The organism is Streptomyces sp. NPDC091682 (assembly GCF_044756625.1).
GTDB lineage: Bacteria > Actinomycetota > Actinomycetes > Streptomycetales > Streptomycetaceae > Streptomyces.
Genome location: NZ_JBIVTH010000003.1, coordinates 451,987 through 465,254 on the forward strand (window position 1 = coordinate 451,987; position 13,268 = coordinate 465,254).

Here is a 13,268-nt window from a genome sequence, read left to right on the forward strand (position 1 = left end):
GGGCCCTACGCCGCCTGGGGGGTGAAGGGGTGGAGGGAGTCCTTCCCCGGTTCGACGATGCCGAAGGTGCTCTCCGGAACTTCGTTCCAGGCGCCGGGGAGGTCGCCGAGGGGTTCGGAGACGACCAGGCGGGTTTCGTCGGAGACCTCCTGGAGGAACTCCATGTCGGGGTGGAGCCTGCGCAACGCGTCCACCCGGCTGCTGTAGAACAGCGTCCTCGACTTGCCCTGGCTGGAGTAGCGGAAGGCCCAGAGGCGTTCGCCGTCGCTGATGGCGAGGGTCATTTGGAGCGGGTACTCCACACCGTGCTCGCGGCCGACGCGCTCCACGACGCCCGCCATCTTGGCCACTGCGCCCGGCGGGTCCGTCTCCAGGCCGAAGGTGAGCGTCAGGTGGAACATCACCTCGGAGTCCGTCGTCCCCTCGACGTCGGGGTACAGCGCCGGGTCGACGAGCAGGGTGAGGTCCCGCCGCATCCGGTGGAACTCGGTGATGGCACCGTTGTGCATGAACAGCCAGCGGCCGTGCCGGAACGGGTGACAGTTCGTCTGCTGCACCGCCGTGCCGGTCGATGCCCGGATGTGGGCGAAGAACAGCGGGGAGCGGACGTGGTCCGCGATCTCCCGCAGGTTGCGGTTGTTCCAGGCGGGCCCGATGTCCCTGAAGGTCGCCGGGGTGGCGGTGGCCTCCTGCGTGTACCACCCGACGCCGAAGCCGTCGCCGTTCGTCGTCTCCACACCCAGCCTGGAGTGCAGGCTCTGGTCGATCAGCGAGTGGGCCGGTTTGTAGAGGATGGTTTCGAGCAGCAGGGGTGTTCCCGAATACGCGAGCCATCGGCACATGAGCCATCACCTCGGGGGTGCAACGCAGATAACCCCTCCATTGTGGCCGCGCCCCCTGCTGACCGCCACGCGGAACGGGCCGGGCCACCAGCGGCAAGGTGGTCATCAGGCCACTCTGCGGCTCGATGGGACGCGGTCCTGGCCAGGCGGGCGCTCGCGCGGCAGAATCGGGCGTCCGTAGGACGAGGGGGCTGCCGTGGCCGTGGGAACGAACTCCGCAGCGGGGACCGGTAAGGTGGTGCCCGGGCTCGCCGGGGTGCCGTTGGTCGGGTCGCTGTTCGACCTGAAGTCCGACTCCCTCGGTACCTATCTACGGGCCCAGCAGCAACACGGTGACCTGGTACGGATCACGGCCGGTCCGCCCGGGATGCGCGCCGAGCTGTACTGCGTCTTCTCCCCCGCGGGCGCCCAGCAGGTGCTGGCCTCCGACGCGGCCCGCTTCCGCAAGGACAACCGCTTCTACCAGGAGGTCCGGGAGTCCGTCGGCAACGGACTGCTGACCAGTCAGGACGAGAACTACCTGCGCCAGCGCCGGCTCGTGCAGCCGCTGTTCACCCGGCGCCGGGTGGACGGCTACGCCGAGGCGATCGCCGCCGAGACCGCAGCGGTCATCACCGCCTGGGGCGGGGTCCCGGGCGGCATCGTGGACGTCTCCGACGAGATGACGCACCTCGCCCTGCGCGCCGTCGCCCGCATCCTCTTCGGCACCGACGTCGAGGCCACCGCCCACGTCGTCGCCGAATGCTTCCCGGTCATCACCGACTACGTACTGCGCCGCGGCTACTCACCCGCCAACGTCCCGCGCCAATGGCCCACCCCCGGCAACCGGCGCGCGGCGGCCGCGATGGACGAGCTCTACGGGGTCTGCGACAGGATCATCGCGGAGCGCCGGCGCCCCGGCGCCGAGACCGGGGCCGAGACCGGCACCGGGGCCGGCACCGGGGCCGGCACCGGCACTCCCGGCGAGGACCTGCTGACGCTGCTCGCCGCCGCCCGGAGTGCGGGCGACGGGGAGTTCGACGCCGCCGAGCTCCGCGACCAAGTGCTGATCTTCCTGCTCGCCGGGCACGAGACGACCGCCACCTCCCTCTGCTTCGCCCTGCACCTGCTGGCCCGCCACCCCGAGGAGCAGGACCGGGCCCGCGAGGAGGTCTCCCGCGTGCTGGGCGACCGTACGCCCGGCGCCGCCGACCTGGAGCGGCTCCCGTACCTCACCCGGGTCCTCAAGGAGGCCATGCGGCTCTATCCGGCCGCGCCGGTCATCGGGCGCAAGGCCGTCGCCACCACCCGGATCGGCGAGCACACCGTCCCCGCGGGCGCGGACGTGATCCTGGCGCCCTGGGTGACGCACCGCCACCCCGCCTACTGGCCGGACCCGGACCGCTTCGATCCCGAGCGCTTCACGCCCGAAGCGGAGGCAGCCCGTCCGCGCTACGCCTGGTTCCCCTTCGGCGGGGGCCCGCGCGCCTGCATCGGGCAGCACTTCTCGATGCTGGAGTCGGTGATCGCGCTGGCGATGATCCTGCGGGCCTACGCCTTCGAGGCCGTGGACACCGAGGTCCCGGTCGGCGCCGGGATCACCCTGCGGACGACCGGCCCGGCGCGCTGCCGGATCCGACGCCCGGACACCCTCTCGTAGTCCCTTGTCACGGATATACGGGATGCGGGCAGGTCAGGGCAGGCCATAGTGTCGATGCCCGTGGAACCACTCACCGAGAAACAGATCCGCTCGTCCTTCGTGAACTGCACGAAGGGCGAGGCGGCGCGGCTGCGCCTGCCGCTCGACTTCGCCGAACTGCCCTGGAAGGACCTGGACTTCCTGGGGTGGGTGGACCCGGGAGCGCCCCTGCGGGCCCATCTCGTGCTGCCCCGGGAAGACCGTGACGGTCCGCTGGGGATCTCACTGCGCGTCCCGGCCGTCGGCCGCACCAGTGTGGTGAAGTCCAGCCTGTGTCAGATCTGCCTGACGGGTCACGCCTCCTCCGGGGTCACCCTGCTCGCCGCGCCGCTCGCGGGTGCCCGCGGCCGCGAGGGCAACACGGTCGGCACCTACATCTGCGCGGACCTCGCCTGCCCCCTGTACGTGCGCGGCAAGCGCCAGGCGAAGCTGCGGGCCGGGCAGTACGAGGAGTCCCTGACGCTGGACGAGCGGCTCGCCCGCATGTCCGACAACCTGGACGCCTTCGCGGCCCGCGTCACCGCGGCGTAGCGGCGTAGCGGGCCCCTTACGTCCGGTCGGCCGCCGGCTTGTGGTTGCCCTGGAGGCGAGCGAGGTCCGAGGGGCGCACCTGGATGACGAACAGTGCGATCAGCGCACCGACCAGGGTGAACAGGGAGGCCACGACGAAGGCCGCGCTGATGCCGGAGGTGAGGACCTGGTCGCCCCACGGTTTCGGGAGCTGCCCGGTGCGTTGGAAGAAGGCCTTCTGCACCGGGCCGGCGGTGCTGAGGAACTCCGGGATCTGCTCCTTGGCCTCGTTGCGGCTCGCCGTGCCGTAGACGGTCACCAGAATCGACAGGCCCAGCGAGCCGCCCACCTGCTGCATCGTGTTCAGCAGTCCGGACGCCGCTCCCGACTCCCGGTCGGTGACGTTGGACAGGGCCATCAGCGTCAGCGAGACGAACTGCAGGCCCATGCCGAGGGCGAAGAGCAGCATCGGGCCCAGGATGCTGCCGAGGTACGTCGAGTCGACGTCGGTCTGTGTCAGCCAGGCGAGGCCGGCCGCCGAGGACAGCGCACCGGTGACCATGAAGGGCTTGGGGCCGAACTTCGGCAGCAGTTTCGCGGTGGTCGCCGCGCCGACCGCGATCACCGCGCTGACCGGCAGGAAGGCGAGGCCGGCCTGGATCGGGCTGAAGCCCAGCACGATCTGCACGAAGAGGGTCAGGAAGAAGAACATGCCGAAGATCGCGCAGGCGAGCATGAGCATGATGCCGTAGGTCCCGGCCCGGTTGCGGTCGGCGAACATGTGCAGCGGGGTGATCGGCTGCGGCGAGCGCCGTTCGTTGAGGATGAAGAGGGTCAGCAGGACCACGGCGGCGCCGAAGGAGCCGAGGGTGACCGGGTCTCGCCAGCCCTCCTGGGATGCCCTGATGAAGCCGTAGACGAGCGAGACCATGCCGAGGGTGGACAGCAGCGCGCCCGCGAAGTCGAAGTGTCCGGGGTGGCGTTCGGACTCGTGCAGGACCTTCGTGGCCAGCACCGCGATCACGATGGCGATGGGGACGTTGACGAAGAGCACCCAGCGCCAGTCGAGCCATTCGACGAGGATTCCGCCCGCGAGGAGCCCGATCGCACCGCCGGCGGCCGAGACGCCGGCGAACACGCCGAACGCCCGGTTTCGGGCCGGGCCTTCGCGGAAGGTGGTGGTGATCAGCGCGAGGGAGGTCGGGGAGGCGATCGCGCCGCCGACGCCCTGGAGGGCGCGTGCGGCCATCAACTGGCCTTCGTTCTGGGCGAGTCCGCCGAGGAGCGAGGCGAGCCCGAAGAGCAGGACGCCGAAGATGAAGACCCGTTTGCGGCCGAGGATGTCGCCGGTGCGGCCGCCGAGGAGCAGCAGCCCGCCGAAGGCGAGGGTGTAGGCGTTAACCACCCAGGAAAGGCTCTCGGTCGAGAAGTTGAGGGCGGTCTGGATGTGCGGCAGTGCGATGTTCACGATCGTGATGTCGAGGACGACCATGAGTTGACAGGAGGCGATGACGAACAGGGCGAGTCCGCTGCCGCTTCCCCGGACCTTGCCTTCGGTCCCGCTGTTGCTCGGCGATGCGTTCGGATCCACCTTTTCGACGCTAAGCCCGCGTCTCTGGGGTCACCACTCGAACAGCCTAGTGGTAGTGACATTTCACATGTCACACTACGATCATGGATGACTTCCTCAGGCTTTCCGCGAGCACGGCCCGCTTCACCTACGGTGCCCCGCGCGCCTTCGCCTTCGGGGACGACGGCCGGCTGCTCTGGTTCCTCCGGTCGACCGGCCCCGCCGACGCCTTCGACTCGCTCTGGGTGCTCGACACCACCACCGGCGCCGAGACCCGGCTCGCCGATCCCCGCGAACTGTGCCCCGAGCCCGGTCCCCTTCCCGCGGCCGAGCGCCGACTGCGCGAGCGGACCCGGCTCGTCGCCGCCGGCATCGGCTCGTACGCCCTGTCCGGCGACGGCCTGCGCGCCGCCTTCGCCCTGTACGGGCGGCTCTTCGAGGTCGCCGCGGGCGGCGCCGGAACCCCGAAGGAGATCCCGGCCGCCGGACCCGCGCTGGACCCGCGGCCGAACGCCGACGGCTCGCGCACCGCGTACGTCGCCGACGACGTCCTGTACGTCGCCCCGGGCGGCCGGATCAGCCCGGACGACGGGGCCCGCTGGGGCCTCGCCGAATTCGCCGCCGCCGAGGAGCTGGGCCGCCACCGGGGCCACTGGTGGTCCCCGGACGGGCTCGCCCTGCTGGCCGCCCGGGTCGACGAATCCGCCCTCCAGCGGCGTTACTTCGCCGACCCGGCGCACCCGGAGCTGCCGGCCGAGGACTTCGCCTACCCCGAGGCGGGCGGGCCCAACGCCGACGTCCAGCTGTGGGTGCTCGGCGACGGCGGGACCCGGATACGGCTCGACTGGGACGCCGACGCCTTCCCGTACGTCTCCGAAGCGGGCTGGGAGTCCGCCGACGAGATCCTGCTGACCGTCCAGGACCAGCTCCAGCAGTGCGTCCTGCTGCTCTCCGCCGACCCGGCCACCGGCCGTACCCGGGAGCTGTCCCGCACCACGCACCCGCAGTGGGTGGACCCGCTGGTCCCCGGCACCCCGGCCCGCCTCTCCGACGGACGGATGCTGACCTCCGCCGACACCCCGGGCGGCGCCGCCCGCGCCCTCGCGGTGGACGGCGAACTGCTCACCGGGGACGGGATCCAGGTCCGCGCCGTGGCCGGGGTCCACGAGGGCCGGCTGCTGATCGAGGCGGGCCTGCGCGACCCGTCCGAGCAGCAGGTGCTGCTGTTGGACCCGGCGACCGGGGAGCTGACCCCGGTCGCCGACGGGCCCGGCGTGCACTCCGTGTCCGCGTCCGCCGGGACCCTGCTGCTGACCACCGCCGACGCCGACGGGGTACGCCGCACGGTACGCACCCCCGACGGGCGGGAGTTCTCCCCCGCCGACCTGTCCGAGCCGCTGCCCTACCGGGTGGAGGCGGTCCTGGAGCGGGTCACCGAGCGCGGCATCCCCACCGCCCTCGTACTGCCCCGCGATCACGTCCCCGGCCGGCGGCTGCCCGTCCTGGTCGACGGCTACGGCGGCCCCGGCATGCAGGACGTCACCGCCGACCCGCGCCGCCGCCAGCACCGCCAGTGGTGGGCCGACCAGGGCTTCGCGGTGGTCACCGTCGACAACCGCGGGACCCCCTACGTCTCCCCCGCCCACACGCACGCCATGTACCGCGGCTTCTCCGAGGTCACCCTCGAGGACCAGGTCGCGGCGCTCCACGCGCTCGCCGCCCGCCACGGCGACCTCGACCTCGGCCGGGTCGGGGTGCGCGGCTGGTCCTACGGCGGCTACCTCGCAGCCATGGCCGTGCTGCGCCGCCCCGACGTCTTCCACGCGGCGGCGGCCGGGGCCGCGCCGACCGACTTCCGGCACTACGACACGGCGTACACCGAGCGGTACCTGGGCCTTCCGCAGGAGCACCCGGAGGTCTACGAGCGGGACTCGCTGCTACCCGACGCGCCGAAGCTGTCCCGCCCGCTGCTGCTGATCACGGGCCTGGCCGACGACAACGTCCACCCGTCCCACACCCTGCGCCTCTCCCGGGCGCTGACGGACGCCGGCCGCCCGCACCAGCTGCTGGCCCTCCCCGGCGTCACCCACATGACCCCGGGCGGCACCCGGGAGAAGCTGATGGCCCTGGAACTGGAGTTCTTCCGTCGGGAACTGTCCTGAGCACGGTCTCTTGTGCCCCGCCGGCCGGCCGGACGGTCAGGGCCGCGGGGCGAAGACCATCCGGATCAGGGCGGTGAAGGCCACGGCTGCCACCGGCGCGTACCACCAGCGCCGCAGCCGGCCCGTGTTCACGCAGACCGCCGTGACCGCGACGGCCAGGAGCTCCACCGACAGGCCGAGCACGGCCATCAGCCGGACGGTCTGCGTCACCGACCGATCCCAGGGCCCCTCGGACTCGGTGAGCAGCGCGCTGTAAAGGAAGAAGCCCGCCACGGTGTGCAGCGCCAGCAGGAGGACCGCCGATGCGGCCGTCATCGTGCGCAGCGGGTTGCGGTGGACCCTCCCGGACTCCGGATCAGCAGTCATGGCCAAGACCCTAACCACGCGGTCGGCACCGTACGGCAGTGCCCCGGGGACGCCTTCGGCCCCGGGGCACCGCCGCTTCCCATGGGTCCCCGTCAGTCACCAGGGAAGTGGCAGGCCACCTCGCGGGAGGCGGCGGGTCGCAGGAGCGGACGGTCGGTGCGACAGATCTGCTGCGCCTTGGGACAGCGCGGGTGGAAGGTGCAGCCCGGGGGTGGAGCGGCCGGGCTCGGCGGGTCGCCGAGCAGCACGATCCGCTCCCGCCGCCGCTCCGCCGCCGGGTCGGGCAGCGGGACGGCGGACAACAGCGCTCGGGTGTACGGGTGCTGCGGGTTCTCGTAGAGGGACTTCTTGTCCCCGATTTCCACGATCCGGCCGAGGTACATGACGGCGACCCGGTCGCTGACGCGTTTGACCACCGACAGGTCGTGGGCGATGAAGACGTAGGCGAGGCCGAGTTCGGCGCGCAGCCGTTCCATCAGGTTGACGATCTGGGCTTGGACGGAGACGTCCAGTGCGGAGACCGGCTCGTCGGCGACGATCAGTCGGGGGCTGGTGGACAGTGCGCGGGCGATGCCGATGCGCTGGGCCTGGCCGCCGGAGAACTCGTGCGGGTAGCGGTCGATGTGCTCGGGGATCAGGCCGACGAGCTCCATCAGCTCGGCGGCTCGGCGGCGGGCGTCCCCCGCGCTCCAGCCCTGCACCAGCAGCGGGTCGGAGATGATCCGGGCCACGGTCTGGCGGGGGTTGAGGGAGGAGTGCGGGTCCTGGAAGACCATCTGGACGTGCTTGCGCAGCGGGCGCATGGCGGACGGGGAGAGGCGGCTGATGTCCCTGCCCTCGAAGGCCACTCGGCCCGAGGTGGGCTCCAGCAGCCGCACCAGCATCCGGCCGGTGGTGGACTTCCCGCAGCCCGACTCGCCGACCAGGCCGAGGGTCCGGCCGGCCGCCAGGTCGAAGGAGACCCCGTCGACGGCGCGCACGGGCGCCCCCCGGCGCCCGGTCACGGATCGTCGACCGGGGAAGGTCATGGTGAGGTCCTGTACGGACAGCAGCGGCGCGGCCGGGTCGGGTCCGGCGGCGGCCTCGGCTACGGCCCGGACTGCGGCCTGAGCTGCTGCCTGATCTGCTGCCTGATCTGCGGCATTCGCGGAAGGATCGGCTCCGACGGTCATCGGGACACCCCCGGGGCGGTCGTAGGGAACACGGGCGCGGGGTCGCCCGGTGGTGTCGCGGCGGATCCCGCGAAATGGCACGCGGCCAGCCGCCCCGACGCGCCGTACGGGACGGGTGCGGGCCGCTCGGCCGAGCAGCGCGCCCTCCGGTCGTCCGGGCCGGCCGCGGCCACGGGGCAGCGCGGGGCGAAGGCGCAGCCGGGGGCGGGTGCGAGGAGGGAGGGGGGGGAGCCGGGGATGAAGGGCAGGGGAACGTCGTCGGCGGTGTCGAGGCGGGGCAGCGAGTCGAGCAGGCCCCGGGTGTAGGGATGGGCGGGGTCGGCGAACAGCTCGTCCACGGGGGCCCGTTCGGCGGCCCGGCCGCCGTACATGACGAGCACCTCGTGGGCGACGCGGGCTACGACGCCCAGGTCATGGGTGATCATCACGACGCCGAGTCCGCGTTCCTGCTGGAGTCGGGCGATCAGTTCCAGGATCTGCGCCTGCACGGTGACGTCCAGGGCGGTGGTCGGCTCGTCGGCGATCAGCAGGTCGGGTTCGCAGGCCAGGGCCATGGCGATCATGGCGCGTTGGCGCATGCCGCCGGAGAACTGGTGCGGGTACTCCCCGGCGCGGCGGGCCGGTTCCGGGATGCCGACCTCGCCGAGCATGTCGACGGCGCGCCTGCGGGCGGCGGCCCGGCGGGCCTTGAAGTGCACGCGGTAGTGCTCGGCGATCTGCTCGCCGACCGTGTAGTAGGGGTGCAGGCTGGAGAGCGGGTCCTGGAAGATCATGGCCATCCGGCGGCCGCGGACCTTGGACAGTTCCCGTTCCGGCAGCCCGGTCAGCTCGCGTCCGGCCAGCGCCACGGATCCGCTGACCTCGACCGGGCCGCGGTGCAGGCCCATGACGGCGAGCGAGGTGACGGACTTGCCGGAGCCGGACTCGCCGACGATGCCGAGGGTGCGGCCGGCCTCGACGGTGAAGCCGATCGAGTCGACGGCCCGCACGGTCCCGCGCCCGGTGGTGAAGGTGACGCTCAGGTCGCGTACGTCGAGGAGCGGAGCGGCCGTGGCCATCAGTACCTCACTCTCGGGTCGATGACGGCGTACAGGAGGTCGACGAGGAGGTTGGCGACGACGATGAAGAAGGCGGCGAGCAGGGTGACGCCAAGAACCACGGGCTGGTCGGAGTTGACCAGGGCTCCGTAGAACAGCCGCCCGATGCCGGGGAGTCCGAAGATGGACTCGGTGATGACGGCTCCGGCGAGCAGTCCGCCGAGGTCCATGCCGAAGATGGTGAGGATCGGGGTCATGCCGGAGCGCAGCCCGTGTTTGACGACGACCGTGCGCTCGGGCATGCCCTTGGCGCGGGCGGTGCGGATGTACGGCTCGGCCATCGCCTCGATCATCGAGCCGCGGCTCTGGCGCGCGTACATGGCGGCGTAGAGCAGGGCGAGCGCGATCCAGGGCAGGGTCAGGTTGGTGGCCCAGGCGAGCGGGTCCTCGGTGAAGGCCCGGTAGGTGGGGTAGGGCAGCAGGCCGGCGATGCGGATGACGCCGTAGATGAGCATGACGGAGGTGAAGTACACGGGCAGGGACGCGGCGGCGACGGCGCCGACCATCAGGGCCTTGTCGGTGGCGGTGTCCTTGCGCAGGGCGGCGGTGACCCCGGCGCCGAGGCCGAGGAGCAGCCACAGCACGGCGGCGCCGACGGCGAGGGAGGCGGAGACCGGGAGCCGGTCCATCAGCAGGTCCCACACGGGCAGCGAGTTCTCGTAGCTGTAGCCGAGGCAGGGGAAGTCGCAGGCGACGGCGTACTGGCCGGTTCCCAGGGTCCGGCCGGTGAAGATGCCGGTGAGGAAGTCGGTGAACTGGCGCCACAGGGGCTGGTCGAGGCCCAGGTACGCGCTTACGTCGGCCAGGCGTTCGGCGCTGCAGGTCTTGCCGCAGGCGGCCGCGGCCGGGTCGGCGGGCAGGACGTAGAAGATGAGGAAGGTGACTGCGGCGATGGCGAGGAGCACGCCGGCGAGGGCGAGCAGCCGGCGGGCGAGGTAGAGGATCAACTGCGGCCGCCCCTCGGGTCGAGGATGTCGCGCAGGGCGTCGCCGAGCAGGGTGAAGGCGAGCACGGCGAGGAAGAGGAAGACGCTGGGGATGACGAAGTACATGGGGTCGGTCTCGTAGTAGGCCACGGACTCGGCGATCATCTGGCCCCAGGAGGGGGTGGGCGGGCGGACGCCGACGCCGAGGTAGCTGAGGGCGGCCTCGGTGCTGATCATTCCGGGGATCAGCAGGGTGGTGTAGGCGATGACCGGGCCCGAGACGCCCGGGAGGATGTCGCGGGTCAGGATCCGCCAGGGTCCGGAGCCACGCACGCGGGCGGCGTCGACGTACTCGCGGTGTTTGAGGGAGAGGGTCTGGCCGCGGACCACGCGGGCGACGCCGGGCCAGCCGAAGACCCCGATGACGACCGTCATCAGCACGATCCGGTTGACGTCCTTGGCCACGGACAGCATCGCGATCATGAAGATCAGCGAGGGGAAGGACATGGTCAGGTCCATGAGCCGGGACAGGACCGCGTCGGTGCGTCCGCCGAAGTAGCCGGCGGCGATCCCGGCGGCGGTGCCGACGACCACCACGATGGCGGTGCCGGCGAAGGCGATCAGGAGGGAGACCTGCGCGCCGTGGATGACGCGGGCGAACAGGTCGCGGCCGGTGACGGGTTCGACTCCGAGCCAGTGCTCGGGGCTGATCCCGCCGAGGGTGCCGAGCGGCTGTCCCCCGAGGTAGGGGTCGATGGCGGTCTTGTCGAACTCGCTGGGGGACCAGCCGCCGAGGGCGCCCAGCCAGGGGGCGGTGACGGCCATGAGGACGAAGAGGAGGACGACGCCGAGGCTGACGCGGACGGCGGGGCGGCGGCGGAGTTCGCGCCGGGCGAGCTGCCAGGGGCTGCTGCCGGGCGCTGCGGCGGGCCGGGCCGGGGCGGGGTCGGGGACCGGTGCCGGTGCTGTGGTGGTCATGGCCGCGGGGATCCTTCGGGCCCTCAGCCCTGGCTCTTCGAGGGGTCCTTGAGGCCGACGGTCCCGTAGTCGATGGTGCCGGTCCACACCGGGTGGCCGAAGGCGCCCGCGATGTTGGTGCCGACGAGAAGGGGCTTGCGCTCCAGGAGGAGCGGGACGTTCGGGGACTTGGCCATCAGGGCGGCGTCGAGGTCGATCCAGGCCCGGTTGGCCTCCTTGGCGTCGGCCATGGCGTTGATCTCGTCGATCCGCTTCGTGGTGGCCTCGTCGCGGAACTGGCTGTAGTTGCCCTGGTTTCCCTTCTCCTTGATGGTGCGTCCGTCGAAGACGAACGGGATCCAGGTGGAGCCGGAGGGGTAGTCGGGGCACCAGCCGGTGAGGGTCATGTCGGGGGTGGTGGAGAGGTCGCCGATGACGTCGTAGTAGGCGCCCGGGTCGACGGTGTCGATGACGACCTCGATGCCGGCGCGGGACAGGCCCTGCTGGATGGCTTCGGCCTTGCCCTTGTCGCCGGTGGAGACGGAGAGGGAGACCTTCAGGGACTCCTTGCCGGCGGCCTTGAGGAGTTCCTTGGCCTTGGTCGGGTCGCCGGCCGGGGCGATCTTCAGGACGTCGGCCTGCTTGCCTCCGGAGAGGGCCGGCGGGAGGTAGGCGGTGGCGATCTCGTTGAGGGCCGGGCCGCCGCCCGCGGTGATGACGGCCTCCTTGTCGACGGCGTACTGCATGGCCTCGCGGACCTTCGGGTCGTTGAAGGGGGCGCGGGAGTTGTTCAGGTGCAGCATTTCCGTACAGCCCTGGGACTCGGCGAGCAGCCGGGCCTTGATCTCCGGCTTGGGCAGCACCTTGGGGGCGCTCTCGGGGCGCATGTCGGCGTACTGGACGGTGGAGGCGTCGGCGCCCTCGCCGGCGATGATCCGGTCGTCGATCTGGCCGCCCTTGAGGCCCATGACCACCACGAAACGGTCCGGGTAGGCCTTGCGGACGGTGTCGGTCCCCGGGTCCCAGTGCTCGTTGCGGACCAGGACCAGCTTCTTGTCGCGGTCGTACGACTCGATCTTGTACGGGCCGGAGGAGAAGGGGCGGGCGTCGTACTGGGTGCCCTTCTCCTGGGCCGGGGGCACGGGCGCGAAGGTCGGCAGGGTGGCGGTCGCGGAGAACTCGGCCACCGGGCGCTTCAGTTCGAAGACGATCGTGCGGTCGTCGGGGGTCTTGACGGAGTCCAGGTGCTGCCCCTGGAGCGGGCCCTTGTAGCCCTCGGTCCCGGCCAGGTACTGGGCGGCGTAGTCGGGGCCGCCGGTGAGGTCGGGGCTGAAGGACCGCTCGACGTTGTACTTGACGTCCTGGGCCTTGACCGGCGTGCCGTCCTCGTACTTGACGCCCTCCTTCAGGGTGAAGGTCCAGGTGCGGCCGCCGTTGGAGGGGGTGCCGAGGTCGGTGGCGAGGTCGGGGACCAGCTCGCTGCCGGCCTTGCCGGGTTCGGCCTTGAAGGTGACGAGCGTGCGGTAGAGCAGCCGGGTGCCGAAGTCCATGGTCGGCATGGTCCAGTTGCGGGCGGGGTCGAGGTGCGCGAAGTCCTGGTTGGACAGGACGGTGAGGGTGCCGCCCTTGACCGGGGTCCCGCCGAGGACCTTGCCGTCGTTGGCGGCGGCGGGGTTGACGCCGCCCGCACCGGACGGGCCCTTCTTGGTGTCGGAGCAGCCCGAGGCGCCGAGTGCGAGAGCCGCCACCAGGGCGGTGGCGAGGGCGAGTTGGGTGCGCTTGGTCATGGTCACTCCAGTGAAGGGCCGCGCTCTAGGATGTGACCGGTAACATAGTAATGTGAAATTGCACTGACAAGGGGTTGGTGCCGCCGTTATCCAGCCGTGTCCAAAGCGGCCGGTCGCGGCGCGTCGGCACGACAGCCGACCCGGCGGGCGGGAACATGCCGGGTGTGATCACGCAGGCCAAGGCCACGCAGCGGAGCAGGAG

11 protein-coding genes are annotated in these 13,268 nt (G+C 71.7%); 3 read left to right on the plus strand and 8 right to left on the minus strand.

All coding sequences use genetic code 11. The features are described from left to right. Positions 1 to 5 precede the first annotated feature (5 nt). The gene (locus ACIQK6_RS10095) at positions 6 to 842 is read right to left on the minus strand and encodes a class II glutamine amidotransferase (RefSeq protein WP_402694644.1); all 837 of its coding nucleotides are present in this window, start codon (positions 840 to 842) and stop codon (positions 6 to 8) included. A 196-nt stretch (positions 843 to 1,038) separates the two neighbouring features. Here ACIQK6_RS10095 and ACIQK6_RS10100 point away from each other — a divergent pair, with 196 nt between their 5' ends. Then, entirely contained in the window at positions 1,039 to 2,481 is a 1,443-nt protein-coding gene (locus ACIQK6_RS10100; protein WP_402694645.1) for a cytochrome P450, read from the plus strand. Positions 2,482 to 2,541: 60 nt separating this feature from the next. Further along, the gene (locus tag ACIQK6_RS10105) at positions 2,542 to 3,051 is read left to right on the plus strand and encodes an FBP domain-containing protein (protein ID WP_329098330.1); all 510 of its coding nucleotides are present in this window, start codon (positions 2,542 to 2,544) and stop codon (positions 3,049 to 3,051) included. Positions 3,052 to 3,067: 16 nt separating this feature from the next. On the opposite strand, the gene ACIQK6_RS10110 is transcribed toward ACIQK6_RS10105, so the two are convergent. Then, on the minus strand, positions 3,068 to 4,621 hold the full coding sequence (locus tag ACIQK6_RS10110) for an MFS transporter (RefSeq protein WP_402694646.1): 1,554 nt from the start codon (positions 4,619 to 4,621) through the stop codon (positions 3,068 to 3,070). 83 nt (positions 4,622 to 4,704) lie between these two features. Here ACIQK6_RS10110 and ACIQK6_RS10115 point away from each other — a divergent pair, with 83 nt between their 5' ends. Further along, entirely contained in the window at positions 4,705 to 6,762 is a 2,058-nt protein-coding gene (locus tag ACIQK6_RS10115; protein WP_329098331.1) for a prolyl oligopeptidase family serine peptidase, read from the plus strand. A gap of 36 nt (positions 6,763 to 6,798) precedes the next feature. Here the strand turns inward: ACIQK6_RS10115 and ACIQK6_RS10120 are convergent, their stop codons facing one another. The 6 genes from ACIQK6_RS10120 to ACIQK6_RS10145 all read right to left on the minus strand — a co-directional run bounded on the left by ACIQK6_RS10120 (position 6,799) and on the right by ACIQK6_RS10145 (position 13,066). Further along, positions 6,799 to 7,128 (minus strand): hypothetical protein, encoded by a 330-nt coding sequence (locus ACIQK6_RS10120; RefSeq protein ID WP_402694647.1) that lies wholly within the window; start codon positions 7,126 to 7,128, stop codon positions 6,799 to 6,801. Between the two features lie 92 nt (positions 7,129 to 7,220). Beyond that, entirely contained in the window at positions 7,221 to 8,156 is a 936-nt protein-coding gene (locus ACIQK6_RS10125; protein WP_329107562.1) for an oligopeptide/dipeptide ABC transporter ATP-binding protein, read from the minus strand. A gap of 140 nt (positions 8,157 to 8,296) precedes the next feature. Further along, the gene (locus tag ACIQK6_RS10130) at positions 8,297 to 9,358 is read right to left on the minus strand and encodes an ABC transporter ATP-binding protein (RefSeq protein ID WP_329098334.1); all 1,062 of its coding nucleotides are present in this window, start codon (positions 9,356 to 9,358) and stop codon (positions 8,297 to 8,299) included. Then, complete coding sequence (locus ACIQK6_RS10135; RefSeq protein ID WP_329098336.1) at positions 9,358 to 10,344, minus strand: ABC transporter permease; 987 nt, start codon at positions 10,342 to 10,344, stop codon at positions 9,358 to 9,360. Before ACIQK6_RS10135 ends, ACIQK6_RS10130 begins: the two co-directional genes overlap by 1 nt. Continuing rightward, on the minus strand, positions 10,341 to 11,300 hold the full coding sequence (locus ACIQK6_RS10140) for an ABC transporter permease (protein ID WP_402694648.1): 960 nt from the start codon (positions 11,298 to 11,300) through the stop codon (positions 10,341 to 10,343). The genes ACIQK6_RS10135 and ACIQK6_RS10140 overlap by 4 nt, the downstream gene beginning before the upstream one ends. A 23-nt stretch (positions 11,301 to 11,323) precedes the next feature. Next, positions 11,324 to 13,066 carry an ABC transporter substrate-binding protein gene (locus ACIQK6_RS10145; RefSeq protein ID WP_329098340.1) on the minus strand — a complete coding sequence of 581 codons (1,743 nt, stop codon included), beginning with the start codon at positions 13,064 to 13,066 and terminating at the stop codon, positions 11,324 to 11,326. Positions 13,067 to 13,268: the final 202 nt, after the last annotated feature.

What these genes read in the sequence shown, in the direction of transcription:
- ACIQK6_RS10145 (WP_329098340.1), bottom strand. Translation starts at nt 13,066, where the DNA reads ATGACCAAGCGCACCCAACTCGCCCTCGCCACCGCCCTGGTGGCGGCT.
- ACIQK6_RS10140 (WP_402694648.1), bottom strand. Translation starts at nt 11,300, where the DNA reads ATGACCACCACAGCACCGGCACCGGTCCCCGACCCCGCCCCGGCCCGG.
- ACIQK6_RS10115 (WP_329098331.1), top strand. Translation starts at nt 4,705, where the DNA reads ATGGATGACTTCCTCAGGCTTTCCGCGAGCACGGCCCGCTTCACCTAC.
- ACIQK6_RS10120 (WP_402694647.1), bottom strand. Translation starts at nt 7,128, where the DNA reads ATGACTGCTGATCCGGAGTCCGGGAGGGTCCACCGCAACCCGCTGCGC.
- ACIQK6_RS10130 (WP_329098334.1), bottom strand. Translation starts at nt 9,358, where the DNA reads ATGGCCACGGCCGCTCCGCTCCTCGACGTACGCGACCTGAGCGTCACC.
- ACIQK6_RS10095 (WP_402694644.1), bottom strand. Translation starts at nt 842, where the DNA reads ATGTGCCGATGGCTCGCGTATTCGGGAACACCCCTGCTGCTCGAAACC.
- ACIQK6_RS10125 (WP_329107562.1), bottom strand. Translation starts at nt 8,156, where the DNA reads ATGACCTTCCCCGGTCGACGATCCGTGACCGGGCGCCGGGGGGCGCCC.